This window comes from Promicromonospora panici (assembly GCF_900608595.1).
GTDB classification, from domain to species: Bacteria; Actinomycetota; Actinomycetes; order Actinomycetales; family Cellulomonadaceae; genus Promicromonospora; species Promicromonospora panici.
Map to the genome: position 1 here is coordinate 62097 of NZ_UWYY01000018.1, position 15017 is coordinate 77113.

Sequence of the window (15017 nt, forward strand, 5' to 3'; positions counted from 1 at the left end):
CGTTGACAAAGGGGGGTTCGAACAGGCGGTCCGAGCTGCCGGGAGGTCAGCTGGTCGTGAGCGCCGCGAGGTCGTCGTCGAGTGCTCGCAGCACGGCGGCGGGGATGGTGGCGTGCGCGGCCAGGTCGAGCACGCTGAGCTGGACGGGAACCGCCACGAGCTCCGTGCCGCCGAGGTCCGGTGCGTGCCGTTCGACCGCGGCGCGCGCGGCCGGGATCTGGAGCAGCTCGACCAGCGGCAGCTCCAGGAGGTCCGCGGCGCGCAGCGTCGAGGTCGCCGGGAGCGGCTCGGCGACGTCGGCGGCCCGGCCGGCGTGCAGGCGCACGTGCAGATGTGTGGCGTCAGGGGCTCCCGTGACGGGCAGGCCGAGCCGCTGGAACTGGCTCACGGGCGCCTCGTTGGCGCGCATCAGGTCGAGCAGGAGCCCGATCATGCGCAGCTCCACTTCGTCGTCGGCGAGCGGGTGCTCCTGCCCGGGGTCGGTCTCCAGGTCGAACAGGAGCGTTCCGTGCTGCCACGGGCTCATCCACATCGCCGGGGCCGAGGTGCGCATGGTGCGCAGCCCTTTGGTGAACCCGAACGGCTCGGCCGGCTGCCACCCGGCCAGCTCGGTGGGGGAGAAGCGGGCACGCATCCGGGTGGGCATCAGGGTGAACTCCTCCAGCGGCGAGTTCGTGGCGTCGTCCGCGGCGCGCATGTAGACGTAGCGGCCGTCCGTGACGTTGACGTGCCCGCCGTGGATGCCGAACAGGGCGCCGTCCCGGGCGGGCGCGGCACTGCCGTCGGTCCTGGCTCCGCCGTCGTCGGCGTCAGGGCTCATCAGGCCGAGATCCCGGCCCTGCATGTCCGGCGTCGGCTCGACGCCGAAGAAGCGCAGCATGGTGGGGGCGATGTCGATGGTCTGGGCCAGCTCGCCGCGGCGGGAGTCCTGGCCGCTCAGCGCGCCGCGGGCGCGCGGGTCCCACAGGAACATGGGCAGGTGGACCAGCTCGTTGAACCACGGCTGCACCGACTTGGCCCACCAGCCGTGCTCGCCGAGCAGGAAGCCGTGGTCGGTGTTGACGATCAGCATCGTGTCGTCCCACAGGTCGTGGGCGTCCATCGCGTCGAGCACCCGGCCCAGCGAGCGGTCGCACATCGAGACCAGCGCGGCGTACTCCAGGCGGGCATGCTCGACCTGACCGGGGTCCTCGGTGACCTTCTTGTACCGGGGCCAGTCGAACTCCGGCCCGTCGTAGGAGTGCGGGTAGAGGTCCTTGTACCGCTGGTGGCTGAAGAACGGCTCGTGCGGGTCGAACAGCTCGATCTGGAGCATCCACCGGTCGGCGTCGGCATTCGTCTCCAGGAAGTGGAGCCCGGCGTCGACCGTCCGCGTCTGCGAGTGCTCCGCCTCGGTCGGCATGTAGGACCGGTTGATCGCGTCCTGCCGCCGCATCGGGTGGCCCTCGCCGCGCAGCGCGTCGGCGTCGCCCTTCCAGGGGTCGCCCTCCTGGCCGCGGAAGAACTCCCAGGTCGTGTAACGCGTGTGGTAGGTGGCGCCGCCGTCCTCCCAGTAGTGCGGGTGGTCGGAGGCCAGGTGCGTGTGCACGCCGGCCTCGCCGAGCAGCTGCGGCATCGAGTCGTCGAACGGCTCCAGCGGGCCCCAGCCCCGGTGCAGAAAGTTGTACCGGCCCGTGTGCAGCTCCCGGCGGGCCGGCATGCACGGCATCGACCCGGCGTAGAAGTTGTCGAACGTGACCGCACGCTCGGCCAGCCGGGCGAAGTTCGGGGCGTCCACGAAGGTGTGGCCATAGGGCGCGAGCAGGTGGCGGTTGAGGCTGTCGAACATCAGGACGATGGCGCGCACTCGGGTCTCCTTCGGGGCGGGTCAGGGCGTGCTGGGACCGGCGAGCTGCTCGCTCGCCTCGACGGGGTGGATCGGCTTACCGGGTGGGTCGGGTCAGGCTGGGGTCGTGGCCTCGTCGGCACGGTCCGACGTCGGCTCGGGAGCTGGGGACGACGCGCGGTCGAGCAGTACGCCGCGCAGCTCGTGCAGCCGGGCGACGTGGGCATCGATGGAGTCGGCGCCCTTGCGGTGGCTCCACCCCGCGACGAGGTCGCCGAGCTCGAGGTCGACGGGGACCGTCGTGTCCCAGGTGAGCGACCGGTCGCGATCGCGAAAGCGCGCGATCTGCGCCAGGCGCGCGTCGATCTCGATGTCGAGGAGCCGCAGCACCTGGTCGACCGACATGAACGCGGCGAACGAGAGGCGGACCCCGAAGTCCGGGTCCTCGAAGCGCGACGGAGGCGTGTACGGGCCCGTGAGCCAGTCGAGGAACACGGTCGCGCCCTCGTCCGTGACCCGGAACGTCTTCGCGTTCTGCGCACCCGGGCGGTGCTCGACGGCGTGCGTGACCCAGCCACGCTCCTCCATGCTGCCGAGCACGCGATACACCTGGCTCATCGTGGTGTTCGACCGCATGAACCGGCCCCCGACGTCCAGGAACTTCTTCAGGTCGTAGCCCGTGCTCGGCTGCCGCAGCAGCGTGCCCAGCAAGATGTGCTCCAGCTTCATTGCCGTCCTCCCGTCACGACGCCGTGGCTCCACGGGAGGCGGCCGGGCCGTCTGACTACCCCACTAGTGGAATGCCTCGACCATGACACAAGTGGAATGTGGAGTCAAGGGTCCGGAAATTCGGAGCCTGTGTCCGTGAGTCGGTACGGTGCATCGAGATCGGTCCAGTGCTGGACCGATCTCGATGCGACCGGCCGACCTCGTGGTCGGGCTGCCGGCCCGGGCGACCGGCGGCGCGCGCTGGGGGCGGGGACCCTACGCCGCCGCCGCGTCCCGCACGAGCGCCGTGTCGACGAACTGCTCGAACCGCACGATGAGCCCGCCCCGCACGACGAAATGGTGGGCGACGCGCACGTTCAGCGCCTTGCCGGTGCCGCGGTGCGCGGCGGTGTACCGCGCGAGCACCACCACGTTCTCGCCGTCGACCACATAGGTGTCGTCGTGCGCCGCCCAGCCGTCCCAGTCCTGCGCGAGCTTCGTCATGACGTTCGCGGTGACGCCGTCGGGCGTCCGGTAAGTGCCGGCCAGCGGGAACCCGGCCATCTCGGTCCACTCGACGTCGGGCGCGAGGGTGGCGCGCAGGGCGTCGAGGTCACCGGCCGCGGAGGCCAGGTACTGCCGGCGGACGACGTCGCGGGGCGCTGTGGAGGCCTCGAGCTCTGCGGTCCCCGGCGAGCTCTCGGTCAGTCCTGTGTCGTTCAGCCCCACGTCATCTCGCCCTTCGCGACCTTCGGCCCGAGCTGGGCGGCGATGAGCATGCCGGACTCCGGATAGGCCTCCACCAGTGCTGCCGTCGTGGCGGCTCCGTCGGCGGATCCGGCCAGGATGCGCTCGAAGTCTCGCAGGTACGTGCGGGTGTAGTCGATGGCGCTCGCGTCGTTGGCCGTGCCGGGCAGGCGGTGCCCGGCGACGACGAACGCGGGGTCGAGCGACTGCATCTGGTCGAGCAGCTCGATCCAGGCGGCGCGCTGCTCCGGCGTCGCCGTGTCCGCGACCCACACGTGCTCCTGCTGGAACAGGAGGACGCCGCCGATGACCGCGCGGTGCTCGGCGTTCCACAGGTAGTGCCGGTCGGGCAGGACGGCGTTGCCGCCCCTGAGCTCGAACCGGGCGCCGTCGACCTCGATGGCGTCGCCGTCGAGCGGCTCGATCTTCGCCAGGCGCGTCGGGAGGTTCGCGCCGAGCGCGGCCCATGCCTTCAGCTTGCCCTCGAACGAGGCCTCGATGTGCTCGATGACGACCGGCGTGGCGACGACCTTCGCGTCGGGGAAGGCGTCGGCGACAACTTCGAGCCCGAAGTAGAAGTCCGGGTCGGCGTGGCTCACGAACACGGTGGCGAGCGTCTTGCCGGAGTCGAGGACTGCCGCGACGAGACGGTGTCCGTCGGCCCGTGTGAAGCCGGCGTCGACGAGGAGGGCCTCGTTCTCGCCCGTGACGAGCACGGCGGACTTGTTCTTCGAACCGGCAGGGAAGTCGAGGTCGAAGACCTCGAAGGACAGCGACATGGTGGTTCCTCTCTCGGGGCGCCCGGGGGACCGGACGGCACGGCGTGGTGGCCGTGTGCCGAGGTAACAAAGGCTGACTAGTCAGCTATTCCCGAGACCGTCTTCGGTCCCTGATCGGCCCTTCGACGGCGGGTCGCGGGCTCGGCGCGCGCCACTACGGCATGACGGGGAGCTGCTGCTCGGCGTTCTTGCTGAGCGTGCGGATGGCGACGGCGAACACCTCGGCCTGGTCGGCCGGCAGCACGTCGACGAGGTACCGCTCGATGTTCCGCGCGTGGACCGCGCTCGCCCGGAGCAGCAGCTCTTCGCCGGCGGGTGTGAGGAGGATGAGCTGCACGCGCCTGTCCGCCGCGGACGGCTTGCGCTCGATGAGACCCTGCTCAGCCGCCCGCTGGACGAGGCGCGTCGCGCCGCCCGAGGTGAGGACGCGCGCCTGGGCGATGTCGCGCACCGGCGCGCCGTCTGGCCCGGCGCGGCCCACCACGAGCAGCAGCTCGAACAGCGTGTGGCTCAGGCCGGTCTCCTCCTCGAGGGCCCGGCCCAGGATGTACTCCAGCCGGTTTGCGGCGCCGAGCAGGCGGCCGAACACCAGGATCCGAGGGTCGTAGGCGGCCTCGCGGGGCGATGAGAACTCTGGCGGCGTGCTCATCAGGTCAGCGTAGGTGCAGGTCACGCGCTGCGCGTGCAGGCGGGTTGCGGGCCAACAACAACGCACGTTCTGTGTAAAGAAATGCATGTGCATGAACGGTTGAAACGCGTTCAGATTCTACTTCCGAAATTGATATTGACGATGTTCTGTATCTGCTGGCAGGCTGTCGCCCCCACCGATCGAGCTGGGTGTCACACAAGATCGCAAGATGTGCGCGACGTGGATCGGAAGGTCACGACAGAGAGAAGAAGTCAATGGGCAACGTGATTGCCGAGGGCGTCCGGGTGAGGGTCACCGGAATGTCGAGCACCGAGCGCGGTGCTGAGGGAATCGTGAAGACGATCCGGCGCGGGTGGACGGGGAAGGAAGCGGTGGTGGTGGCCCCCGGCGCTCTGCGGCCGCGAGAGTTCACCGTTCCGCTGGCCGACCTGTCGAGGAGCTGAGCCGGCGGGCACGCCGTGTGGTGCGCACGAGTCGGCGAGCCGTGCTGGGCTTTCCTTTATCGGCACATTGCTTCGGCTCGATCGTTGGCGCCTATCCACGTGGTGAAGAACAAATAGTATTGCTCAGGTCGTGCTCAATTGAGTCGAGATTGTCGTCCCTGATCGAGCCTGGACTATGCCGAGACGTAAGTCGCCCGGAAAGTAGGTGGCGAGAGCTCCGGCCGACGCATCACACTGGCCCGATGACTGACGTGACGGCCGGCGAAGGCGCCGGTCTGGGATCCCGGATCGGGTCACCACATCGCGCCGGGCCTGGTCGACGTCGTCCACCACGAAGGTCGTCCGGGCCTCGTGCTGGAGCGCATCACCGGGGCGGAGATGCTTGGACTCCTGCAGCGCCGGCCGTGGCGCATGCAAACACTCGGGCGGGGACTGGCCGAAGCGCATCTCGCCATCCACGGCGACCGGCTCAGCGTCATCGACTGGCCGAACGCGGCCCGGGGCGTGCCCGAGGCCGACCACGCGCGGGCGATCCTCCTGCTGCGGTGGGCGGACCCGCTGCCCGGCACACCGCTGGTGATCCGCGGGCTGGTGGCGGCGGGGCGTTCGCTCCTCGCCCGTACCTACGTGCGGGCCTACGCCCACGGTTCGCCGCGCCCGCCGCAGCAGGTCGAGTCGTGGCTGTTTGCGAGCAAGGTGCCGTGCTCAAGGCGCCGTGGGCGGTGTGTTCGTTGACTCGTAGGCGAGATACCGGCCCGGCTTGTCGGGCTCCTCGATCTCGAAACGTAGCTCGAGGCCGGCCCGTTCGATCATGCCGACCTGTTGGGCGAACTGTTCGTTGGTGACGAAGAGATGCCCGCCGAGGCTCCAGTCCTGCGCGAGCCACGTCCGAAGAGTGTCGAGCAGTGCGCGATCCGTCTCTGTCGCCAGGCGGGACCTGCGAACCCAGAAGTAGACCGCCGCGCCGTAGTCGTCCCACTGGCGGTCTGCTACCGGGGTGATGCGCGCCCCGGCGAACGTACGTGCATCGGGCGGCATGAGGTACACGCAGCCAAGACATTCGGCCCCAGCGGGGTCCAAGACCGTGTAGGTGAAGGCCTGGCGGCTCGCATGACGTTGCTCGAGCTTCTCCAGGTCCTCCCGGTTGGCGCCCACCGTGAAGTCATCCGCGGGCCAGCTCGACTGTTCCCACGTTCGCAGGTACTCCCGGCTCTCCATCACGGCCGCGTAGTCCATCTCGGCATCGGCGGCCGTGATCGGCCGGAGCACGAAGTCGTCCGTCTTCAGGCCGTCGGGTACGTCGAACTGCAGGTTCTCGAACAGCATGTCCTCACACCCCGGTCGCGTCCACGGTGACATCCATGGCGCAAACCCTGGCATGGTCGCCACCGCGGACCCAGGTCTTTTTCACCGGATCGCCTTTCTGGCAGATCGACTCCGGGACGGACCCGGTCGTCCGACGTCGTCATTCGATCCGCGTCAGGTCCTTGCCGCCGGCCCTGCTGTTCGTCCCGCTGTTCGTCCTGTCGTTCCCCAGGTCGATTCCCCGGTCGTTTCCCCTGGTGATCGCGCGGTCCCGGTCGCGGTCCGGCACCGGGACGACGTGCCCCGTGCCGAATCGCCGAGAGAGAGCGCCGCGCAGACGCTCGCCCCCGCGCAGCCGGCCGTTGCCGTCCCGGTGGCCCGGCGCGGGCGGGACCGGGACCACGGAGAGCAGCGCCCGCTCGGTCTCGTCGGCAGGCACGTGAACCTCGGCGTATCCGCCGTTCGGCATCCGGACTATCCGGCCCGACTCGTGCCCGTGCCGCACGATCTCGCGGTCCTTGCGCTGCAGCCCGACGCAGATCCGCCGCGTGACCTCGAACGCCAGCGGGGGACCGACGAGGAGCAGGACCTGCAGCGCCGTGATGACCGACTCGAAGCTGACGCCGAACTCGGTGGAGACGATATCGGCGCTCGCGGCACCCCACAGGATGCCGTAGAAGAGGGCGCCCGCCACGCCGATCCCGGTGCGGACCGGGACGTTCCGCGGCCGGTCGAGCACGTTGTGCGGCTCGCGGTCCTGGTTGACCCACGCCTCGACGTACGGGTAGACGATCAGGAGCCCGAAGTATGCGGCGACGACGAGCAGGGGGACCAGGGTCGCGAAGGTCACCGTCCAGCCCATCCACTCCGTCTCCCAGCCGACCGGGACGAGGCGCAGCGCACCGTCCAGGAACCCCATGTACCAGTCCGGCTGGCTTCCCGCACCGACCTCGCCCACGGACACCGGTCCGTACGCCCAGACCGGGCTGATCGTCGACGTCGCGCCGAGCAGGACGAGCACGGCGCCGGTGATCCCCGTCATTCCCAGGGCGCGGAGCGCGGCGTCGGGCCACAGCCGCAGCCCCAGCGAGCCCGACGCCGGGCCGGGCTGGTCCGCCTGCCCGTGCCGGAGTGCGAGCGCCGCGCGCGCGGCGATGACCACCGCGATCAGCGCCGGGGCGATCGCCACGTGCAGGGGGTACAGGTTCTCCAGGATCTGGCCCGGGAACCGCCCGCCGAACATCAGGTCGGCCCCCCAGGTGCCGATGAACGGGATGCTGAGGACGACACCCTCGACGATCCGCAGGCCGGTGCCCGAGAGCATGTCGTCGGGCAGGGCGTACCCGCTCCAGCCGGCGGCGAGCGTCAGGACGAAGACCCCGACCAGCAGGACCCAGCTCAGCTGCCGCGGACGGCGGAACCCGCCCGTGAAGAACGTGACGAGAAGCTGCATGATCACCGACGCGGGCATGACGAGCGCCGCCCAGTGGTGCGTCTGGCGCACCAGGAGGCCGCCGGCCTGCTCGAACGAGATGCGCATCGTCGAGTCGTAGGCGGCCGTCACGGTCGAGCCCTGAAGCGGTTCGTAGGGCCCGTCGTAGGTGACGAGCTCGTTCGACGGCGTGTACCAGAGCGCCAGCAGCACACCGGTGACCGTCAGGACGAGCAGGCAGGCGAACGTTACGACGCCGAACAGGTTCGACCAGCGCAGGTGCACGCGACGCCGGCTCAGGCCGGAGGCGAACGTGCGGAGGGCGGCGACCGTCGCGCGCGGGGTGGGGCGGGCGCGACGTCCGCCTGGGTCAGCTCGCATCGCGCACCACGCTCAGCTCGGGCTTCGCGCCGTCCGGCCCCGCGAACGGGTCGCCGCCCGCGAGGAACGCGGCCCGCGGCCGCTGCACCGTGGCGAGCGGGATGATGTCCCGTCCGAAGAACAGCGCGGACACCCAGACCAGCAGCACCCGGATCTTGCGCTCCCACGTCGGTACGGCCAGGACGTGGTATCCACGGTGCATCAGCCAGGCCAGGAAGCCCTTGATGACCAGGCGGCGGTACTGGAAGATGCCGCGCCCGATGCCGAGGGTGGCGACGACGCCGAGGCTGTGGTGGATGTAGGGGCGCACCTTCCTGCCGCGCAGGTCGGCGACCAGGTTGGCGGCCAGCAGCTTGCCCTGGCGCACGGCGTGCTGTGCGTTCGGCACGGTGCGCGCGCCCGGGACCGGCGAGGCCAGATCGGGCACGGCGGCGTTGTCGCCGGCGGCCCAGGCGTGGGGCACGGTCGCCTCGTCGGTGCTGGGGTCGCTGCTGACGCGGAGGTCGGCCCGGACGCGGACCAGGCCCCGCTCGTCGACGGGCAGGTCCGTATTGCGCGCGACGACGGGGTTGCTGCCGTTGCCGGCGGCCCAGATCAGCAGCCCGTTGCCGTACGACTCGCCGGTGGACAGCATGATCCGGCCGTCCGCGGCCGAGACGACCTGCGTGCCGAGGTGGATGTTCCCGCCCCGGCGCTTCAGGTGATCCACGACCCAGCGGCCGGGCTCGTCGGTCACCTCGGGCAGGATCCGGTCGTTCGCGTCGACGAGGTGGAAGCTCAGGTCGTCCAGGTCGAGCTCCGGATAGGACCGCAGCAGGCTCGTGGCCAGGGACAGCAGCTCGCCGAAGACCTCGACCCCGGTGAACCCGCCGCCGACGACGGTCACCGTCAGCAGGCGACGGCGCTCGACGCCCGGCGGAAGCAGGGCGGCCCGGTCGAACGCGGTGAGGAGCTGGTCGCGGATCGCGACGGCCTCCTCCACGTGCTTGAGGCCGATGGCTTCCTGCTCGATCCCGGGGACCGGGAACGTGCGGGTCACCGCGCCCGCGGTGACGACGATCGTGTCGTACCCGATCTCCCGCAGGGCGCCGTCGTTGGTCCGGACGGTGGCCGTGCGGTGCGCGTGGTCGATGGACGTCGTATGGCCGGCGATGATGGTGGTGCGCCGCAGGTGCCTGCGCAGCGACACCATGACGTGCCGCGCCTCGATCGAACCGGCGGTGACCTCGGGCAGGAACGGCTGGTAGGTCATGTAACCGTGCGGGTCGACGAGGGTGACCTCGGCCTCGCCCCGGCGCAGCTTCTTCTCCAGCTTCCACGCGGTGTAGAAGCCGGCGTAGCCGCCGCCGACGATCAGGATCTTCTCGATGCTCTTCGCCATGACAACCCTCCTGGTGGTCTTACTTGTTCGACAACACAGGGGGAGGAGATGTGACGTGGCGGTGGTCACATAACGGGCACGTCAGGGGAGCGACAGGGGAGCCGCGGGAGCCACGGACAACCTGAACCTGGATCCGGTCCCGGGCCGCGCACACGCTGGTGAGGACACACCAGACAGCCGCGAGAGGAACCCCTGTGAGCAAGAACCAGCCAGCCCCGACGAGCCCGGCCCGGAAGCGGCGGTACACCGACGTCGTCGTGCCGGACCTGACCGGCAAACGCGCCGTCGTCACCGGAGCCAGCGACGGGATCGGGCTCGGCCTCGCGGAGCGCCTCGGGCGCGCCGGCGCCGAGCTCGTGCTGCCGGTGCGGAACCCCGCCAAGGGCGCGGCGGCCGTCGAGCGGCTGCGGGCCGCCGTCCCGGGCGTGGTCGTCACGACCCGCCCGGGAGACCTCGCGTCGCTCGAGTCGGTGGCGGCACTCGCCGACGGCCTCCTGGCCGATGGCCGGCCCATCGACCTGCTGATCGCGAACGCCGGGGTGATGACCCCGCCGGTCCGGAACACGACGGCGGACGGGTTCGAGCTCCAGCTCGGCACCAACCACCTGGGGCACATGGCCCTGGTGGGCCGGCTTCTGCCGCTGTTGAGCAGCTCCCGGGCGCGCGTGACCACCATGTCCAGCGAGGCCGCCCGGTTCGGGCGCGTCGACTGGAGCGATCTGAACAGCGAGCGGGCCTACTCGGCCGTGCGCGCCTACAACTTCTCGAAGCTCGCCCAGCTCATGTTCGCCCTGGAGCTGGACCGCCGGAGCCGGGCGCAGGGCTGGGGGATCGTGAGCAACGCCGCCCACCCGGGCACCACGTACAGCGGCCTCTACTCCGCGGGCCCAGCTCTCACGGGCAGCAGGCAGGGAAGCGCAGGCCCGGGCAGTGCCGATCAGGGCAGCACCAAGCAGGGCAGCACCAAGCCCCCGCGCGTGGATACCGTCATGCGTCGGCTTCTCGCCCTGGGGGTGTTCGTGCAGCCCGTCGAGCAGGGGCTCCTGCCCGCACTGCAGGCGGCCACTGACCCGTCGGCCGACGGCGGGACGTTCTACGGGCCCGACGGCGTTGGCCACTTCACGGGCAGCTCCGCGCGGCAGCGCGTCTACCGTGCCGCCACCGACGAGGCTGCAGCCGCCCGGCTGTGGGCGGTCTCCGAGGACCTGACGGGCGTCCGCTTTCCTCGTTCGGTGTCGGATGTCGCGCCGGTGCCGGATGTCGCACCGGACGCCGCACTGGTATCGGATGTCGCGCCCGAGACGGCGCCCGTAGAACGAGATTGAGGTGACGACGATGGACCGCGAGCAGCTCGGCGACTTCCTGCGCACGCGCCGGGAGGCGCTCCAGCCCGAGGACGTGGGGCTGCCGCGCGGCCCGCGCCGGCGCACGAGCGGGCTACGGCGCGAGGAGGTGGCGGCGCTGAGCGGCGTCTCCGCGGACTACTACAGCCGCATCGAGCAGAGCCGGGGGCCGGTTCCCTCGGAGCAGGTGCTCGCGGCCATCGCCCACGGCCTACGTCTCACGCTCGAGGAGCGCGACCGGCTCGTGGAGCTCGCCGGGCACGCCCTGCCGCGGCGCGTCCAGCGCGGGGACCACATCAACGCCGGCCTGATGCGGATCCTGGACGGGCTGGCCGACGCGCCCGCCCAGGTCGAGAACGTGCTGGGGGTGACCCTCCGCCAGACGCGGCTGGCCGCTGCCCTCCTCGGCGACGAGACCTCGTACACCGGCCCCGAGCGCGCCCGGGTCTACCGATGGTTCACCGACCCGCGCGGCCGCGATCGGATCCCCGCGGAAGACCACGACCGCCACAGCCGCACGCTCACGGCCCGGCTGGCCGCGGTCCAGGCGCAGACCGGCGCGAGGTCTCCCGCGGGGGAGCTCGCCGCAGGGTTGCGGGGCCGCAGCGCGGAGTTCGCACGGTTGTGGGACGAGCATCCCGTCGTCGGGCCCTACTGCGAGCCGAAGCGGCTGAACCACCCGGAGGTGGGCCTCGTGGAACTGCACGGGCAGACGCTGCTGGACCCGGACCAGTACCAGGCTCTGACGGTGTTCACCGCGGTCCCGGGGACCGAGAGCCACGAGCGGCTCCGGCTGCTCTCGGTGGTCGGCGCGCTCTGAGCCGGATGTTCTGACGGTGACGCGGCGGACGCCGACCGGGGCTGGAGGGGTCCGGCCGGCGTCCGCCAATAGTGCTCCTGCTTGGTTAGTGCTACTGCTTGGTCGCCTCGACGGCGGCGAGGATCGTCTCGGCGACGACCACCGGGTGCGAGACGGCGAGCGCGTGCGACCCTCCGGGGACCTCAGTGGACGCGCGGGCCCCGGCCCGGTCGGCCATGAACCGGATCAGCTCCGCGGGGATGTTGCGGTCCGCGGATCCGAACACGAACCACGACGGGATCGTCCGCCACGCCGGGGTGGTCGTGGGCAGGTCGTCCGTGAGGGCGGTCTCGGTCACGGGCCGCTGGGTCGACGCCATGAGCGTGGCGAGGTCGTCGTCGACGTCGGCCGCGAACTGCGCGCCGAACACCTCCTGGCGGATGACGAGCTCGTTGCCGCCCGTCGAGACCGGGTAGGCCTTGAGCGCCTCGCCCAGGGTGCTGCCGGGGAACTTGGCGGACAGGGTGAACGCATTCTCGCCGGTGTCCGGCGTGAACGCCGCGACATACACGAGGCCGACCACCTTCGGGTTGGCGGCCGCCGCCTCGGTCACCACGAACCCGCCGTAGGAGTGGCCGACCAGGACGACGGGCCCGTCGATCGACGCGATGACGTCGCGCACGTACTGGGCGTCACCCGCGACGGAGCGCAGCGGGTTGGCCGCGGCGACGACTGGCACCATCTGCTGCTTGAGGTGTCCGACGACGGCGTTCCAGCTCGACGAGTCCGCGAACGCCCCGTGGACGAGGACGACGGTGGGGGTGGGCGTGGTCATGACCGTTCTCCCTTGCTCGGTTGTGGCTTGCTCGGTTGTGCCGCATGGATCTGGTGGGGTGAATCTCCGGGCGCCTGTCCGTTACGGCCGGTTTGCGCTGCGACAGACGTAGATCGCGGTGAGACGTTTGACCTCCGAGGCCTGATCGCCGAGACCTCCGTCTGACGGGGTGTCCGACCGGAGCCCGACCGGCCCCGCAAGTACGACCGGCTGGGGGCGCCGGCTGTGACGGCATCCACCACAAGGAGGGCCATGACGACATCGGACGCCTCAGACCTGGCCTCAGACCTGGATTCGGATCTGGCCTCAGACCTGGACTCGGATCTGGAGTGGGAGCTGGATGAAGCCGCCGCCGTCTTCACGGAGGCGCGGCCGCAGCTCTTCGGGATCGTCTACCGCATGCTCGGTTCCGTGGCCGAGGCAGAGGACGTGCTGCAGGAGGCGTGGATCCGGTGGCACACGACGGACCGGACCGTCGTCAAGAACCCGCACGCCTTCCTGACGACGACCACCACGCGGCTCGCGATCAACGTCCTGCAGAGCGCGCGGTCACGCCGTGAGACGTACCCGGGACCCTGGCTCCCGGAGCCGGTGGACACGAGCAACGACCCAGCTCTCGGCGCGGAGCAGGCGGAGGCGCTGGACCTGGCGCTACTGGTCCTGCTCGAACGCCTCACGCCGACCGAACGCGCCGCGTACGTGCTCCGGGAGGCGTTCGGCTACGCCTACGCGGACATCGCGCGGATCATCCAGCTGTCACAGGCGGCGGCACGCCAGCTCGTCAGCCGCGCCCGGAAACACATCGCCCAGGGAAAGCGGACCACCGTCGTCCCGAGCAAGCGCCGGGCGCTCCTGGACGCGTTCGTGGCGGCCGCCCGGGTCGGCGACCTGTCGCGGCTGGAACAGCTGTTCGCGGAGGACGTCGTCAGCCGGGCCGACAGCGGCGGCGTGGTGCGGCCGGCGGCACGCGTCCCCGTTGTCGGACGCCGGAAGGTCGCCCGCCTCCTGCAGGCGTACGCCGAGATCTTCTGGACCGGCGTCACCGCGCAGCCGCTGGACATCAACGGCGAGATCGCCCTGGGCCTGGAGCGGAACGGCGAGCTGTTCTGCGTGCTGACGCTCACGGCGTCGGCGGGCGGCGTGGACGAGATCCTGTGGCAGATGAACCCTGCCAAGCTCGACCGGGTCAGACGCTCGTGGCCGACGACGCCTGAGTCGCCGGCCACGGCGCCTGCTTGAGGCTGGCCTGCTCGAGGCTGCTGCTTGAGGCTGGACTGGTTGAGCTGGTCGCGGGTTATGCCGCCGGGTCGAACGGGATCCCGGAGGGCTTCATCCGCTCCAGCCACGACGTGAAGTCGCCGTCGTCGATCTTGATGGTCGCCCCGCCGAAGTCGGCGGACATCAGCTGGTCGCGCAGCGACGCGCTGGGCCAGCCGTCCCAGCCGACGATCGGCGGGTAGCGCCACCTGCCGTAGTGGTTCTCCGGAGGGTCGTCGTTGCCGTTGGCGAGCCGGAAGAGGTGCGTGCTGGGGCCGTCCTTGTGGTAGACGATCTTGGGGTGAGTGCCCTCGAACCGGACGTCGGACCGGGAATAGGTGGCCGACCCGCTGTGCTCCGTGATCGAGACGTACTCGACCTGGTTAGAGCCCTGGTCGACCCACACGACCACGTGCTCCCAGTCGTGCTTGTGGCTGCCGATCGCGATCGGCCCGTCCATGGTCTGGTCCTTCTCGAAGTAGCTCGCGTACATCACGGCGCACCAGCCGTTGTTGCACTTCTCGCGGGAATAGGTCTGTGAGTTGTCCAGGTCCCACTGGTCGCGGCAGTTCCCGTTGACGGCGCCGCCGATTTCGAGCCCGGGCGCGACGGTGCCGTCCGGGCCGATGGCGGACGTCGCGTAACAGCCGTCGCCGTCGTAGTCGTAGGCGGGGGAGAAGCTCTGCTCGGTTCCGGTCGCGATCTGCGGGAGGTTGGGCGGCGGGTCGGCGTGCGCGACGGACGCCGGGGCGGCCAGCGCGAGCGCCACGGCGGTGAGCATGGTCGCGAGCGCAGTGGTGAGGCGAGCCGGCCTGCGGTGCGGGCTGGTCGACGGCGGGGTTGCGTAGGGAGCGTCGTAGAGGGCGGCGGCGGAAGTAGTGGAGCAGGGAGGACGGTCCACGACTGACCTTTCCTGTGCCGGCAGGCGATCCGATGCGGTGGTGTGCGGCCGGGGCGATGTGCGACCGACGTGGTGTGCGACCGATACGCGTTGCCGGCTCATGTGTCCTGAGCGGGTGAAAAACAGGGCACGTGGATGCTATGGGCGGGCCAGGCCCCGGGCAATGAGGGTGACTACGTAGGCGAGTGGGGCGACGGCGTCGGAAGACGGATGACGGCGTGCCCGCCGCCGC

General features: G+C 70.7%; 15 protein-coding genes. 5 read left to right on the forward strand and 10 right to left on the reverse strand.

The window, feature by feature from the left end; translation table 11 throughout:
- Nucleotides 1-46 precede the first annotated feature (46 nt).
- From EW117_RS20775 to EW117_RS20795, 5 genes are all read right to left on the reverse strand, one after another.
- Nucleotides 47-1846 (reverse strand): sulfatase, encoded by a 1800-nt coding sequence (locus tag EW117_RS20775; protein WP_129788609.1) that lies wholly within the window; start codon nucleotides 1844-1846, stop codon nucleotides 47-49.
- Between the two features lie 93 nt (nucleotides 1847-1939).
- On the reverse strand, nucleotides 1940-2554 hold the full coding sequence (locus EW117_RS20780; protein WP_129788610.1) for a PadR family transcriptional regulator: 615 nt from the start codon (nucleotides 2552-2554) through the stop codon (nucleotides 1940-1942).
- 255 nt (nucleotides 2555-2809) lie between these two features.
- Entirely contained in the window at nucleotides 2810-3262 is a 453-nt protein-coding gene (locus tag EW117_RS20785; RefSeq protein ID WP_242504416.1) for a nuclear transport factor 2 family protein, read from the reverse strand.
- Nucleotides 3253-4059 carry an MBL fold metallo-hydrolase gene (locus tag EW117_RS20790; RefSeq protein ID WP_129788611.1) on the reverse strand — a complete coding sequence of 269 codons (807 nt, stop codon included), beginning with the start codon at nucleotides 4057-4059 and terminating at the stop codon, nucleotides 3253-3255. Before EW117_RS20790 ends, EW117_RS20785 begins: the two co-directional genes overlap by 10 nt.
- A 154-nt stretch (nucleotides 4060-4213) precedes the next feature.
- On the reverse strand, nucleotides 4214-4708 hold the full coding sequence (locus tag EW117_RS20795) for a MarR family winged helix-turn-helix transcriptional regulator (protein WP_129788612.1): 495 nt from the start codon (nucleotides 4706-4708) through the stop codon (nucleotides 4214-4216).
- Nucleotides 4709-4962: 254 nt separating this feature from the next.
- On the opposite strand from EW117_RS20795, the gene EW117_RS20800 reads away from it, so the two are divergent.
- Nucleotides 4963-5151, forward strand: a complete 189-nt coding sequence (locus tag EW117_RS20800; RefSeq protein WP_129788613.1) for a hypothetical protein — start codon at nucleotides 4963-4965, stop codon at nucleotides 5149-5151.
- Between the two features lie 351 nt (nucleotides 5152-5502).
- Nucleotides 5503-5886: a hypothetical protein gene (locus tag EW117_RS20805; RefSeq protein ID WP_129788614.1), complete on the forward strand. Its 384-nt coding sequence runs from the start codon at nucleotides 5503-5505 to the stop codon at nucleotides 5884-5886.
- Here EW117_RS20805 and EW117_RS20810 read toward each other — a convergent pair.
- The 3 genes from EW117_RS20810 to EW117_RS20820 form a co-directional block, all read right to left on the reverse strand.
- On the reverse strand, nucleotides 5857-6477 hold the full coding sequence (locus EW117_RS20810) for a GNAT family N-acetyltransferase (protein ID WP_129788615.1): 621 nt from the start codon (nucleotides 6475-6477) through the stop codon (nucleotides 5857-5859). The two genes, EW117_RS20805 and EW117_RS20810, sit on opposite strands and share 30 nt — an antisense overlap.
- 139 nt (nucleotides 6478-6616) lie before the next feature.
- A complete protein-coding gene (locus EW117_RS20815; RefSeq protein WP_242504417.1) occupies nucleotides 6617-8269 on the reverse strand; it encodes a cytochrome b in 1653 nt (550 codons plus the stop codon).
- The gene (locus tag EW117_RS20820) at nucleotides 8259-9650 is read right to left on the reverse strand and encodes an NAD(P)/FAD-dependent oxidoreductase (RefSeq protein WP_242504418.1); all 1392 of its coding nucleotides are present in this window, start codon (nucleotides 9648-9650) and stop codon (nucleotides 8259-8261) included. The genes EW117_RS20815 and EW117_RS20820 overlap by 11 nt, the downstream gene beginning before the upstream one ends.
- Before the next feature lie 194 nt (nucleotides 9651-9844).
- Between EW117_RS20820 and EW117_RS20825 the strand changes: the two genes are divergently transcribed.
- Together EW117_RS20825 and EW117_RS20830 are read left to right on the forward strand one after the other, a co-directional pair.
- Complete coding sequence (locus EW117_RS20825) at nucleotides 9845-10975, forward strand: SDR family oxidoreductase (protein WP_129788616.1); 1131 nt, start codon at nucleotides 9845-9847, stop codon at nucleotides 10973-10975.
- A gap of 10 nt (nucleotides 10976-10985) precedes the next feature.
- A complete protein-coding gene (locus EW117_RS20830; RefSeq protein ID WP_129788687.1) occupies nucleotides 10986-11813 on the forward strand; it encodes a helix-turn-helix transcriptional regulator in 828 nt (275 codons plus the stop codon).
- Between the two features lie 91 nt (nucleotides 11814-11904).
- On the opposite strand, the gene EW117_RS20835 is transcribed toward EW117_RS20830, so the two are convergent.
- Nucleotides 11905-12627, reverse strand: a complete 723-nt coding sequence (locus EW117_RS20835) for an alpha/beta fold hydrolase (RefSeq protein ID WP_129788617.1) — start codon at nucleotides 12625-12627, stop codon at nucleotides 11905-11907.
- Nucleotides 12628-12879: 252 nt separating this feature from the next.
- Here EW117_RS20835 and sigJ point away from each other — a divergent pair, with 252 nt between their 5' ends.
- Nucleotides 12880-13866 carry an RNA polymerase sigma factor SigJ gene (gene sigJ, locus EW117_RS20840; protein ID WP_129788618.1) on the forward strand — a complete coding sequence of 329 codons (987 nt, stop codon included), beginning with the start codon at nucleotides 12880-12882 and terminating at the stop codon, nucleotides 13864-13866.
- Nucleotides 13867-13921: 55 nt separating this feature from the next.
- On the opposite strand, the gene EW117_RS20845 is transcribed toward sigJ, so the two are convergent.
- Nucleotides 13922-14785, reverse strand: a complete 864-nt coding sequence (locus EW117_RS20845) for an NPP1 family protein (RefSeq protein WP_242504419.1) — start codon at nucleotides 14783-14785, stop codon at nucleotides 13922-13924.
- Nucleotides 14786-15017 lie beyond the last annotated feature (232 nt).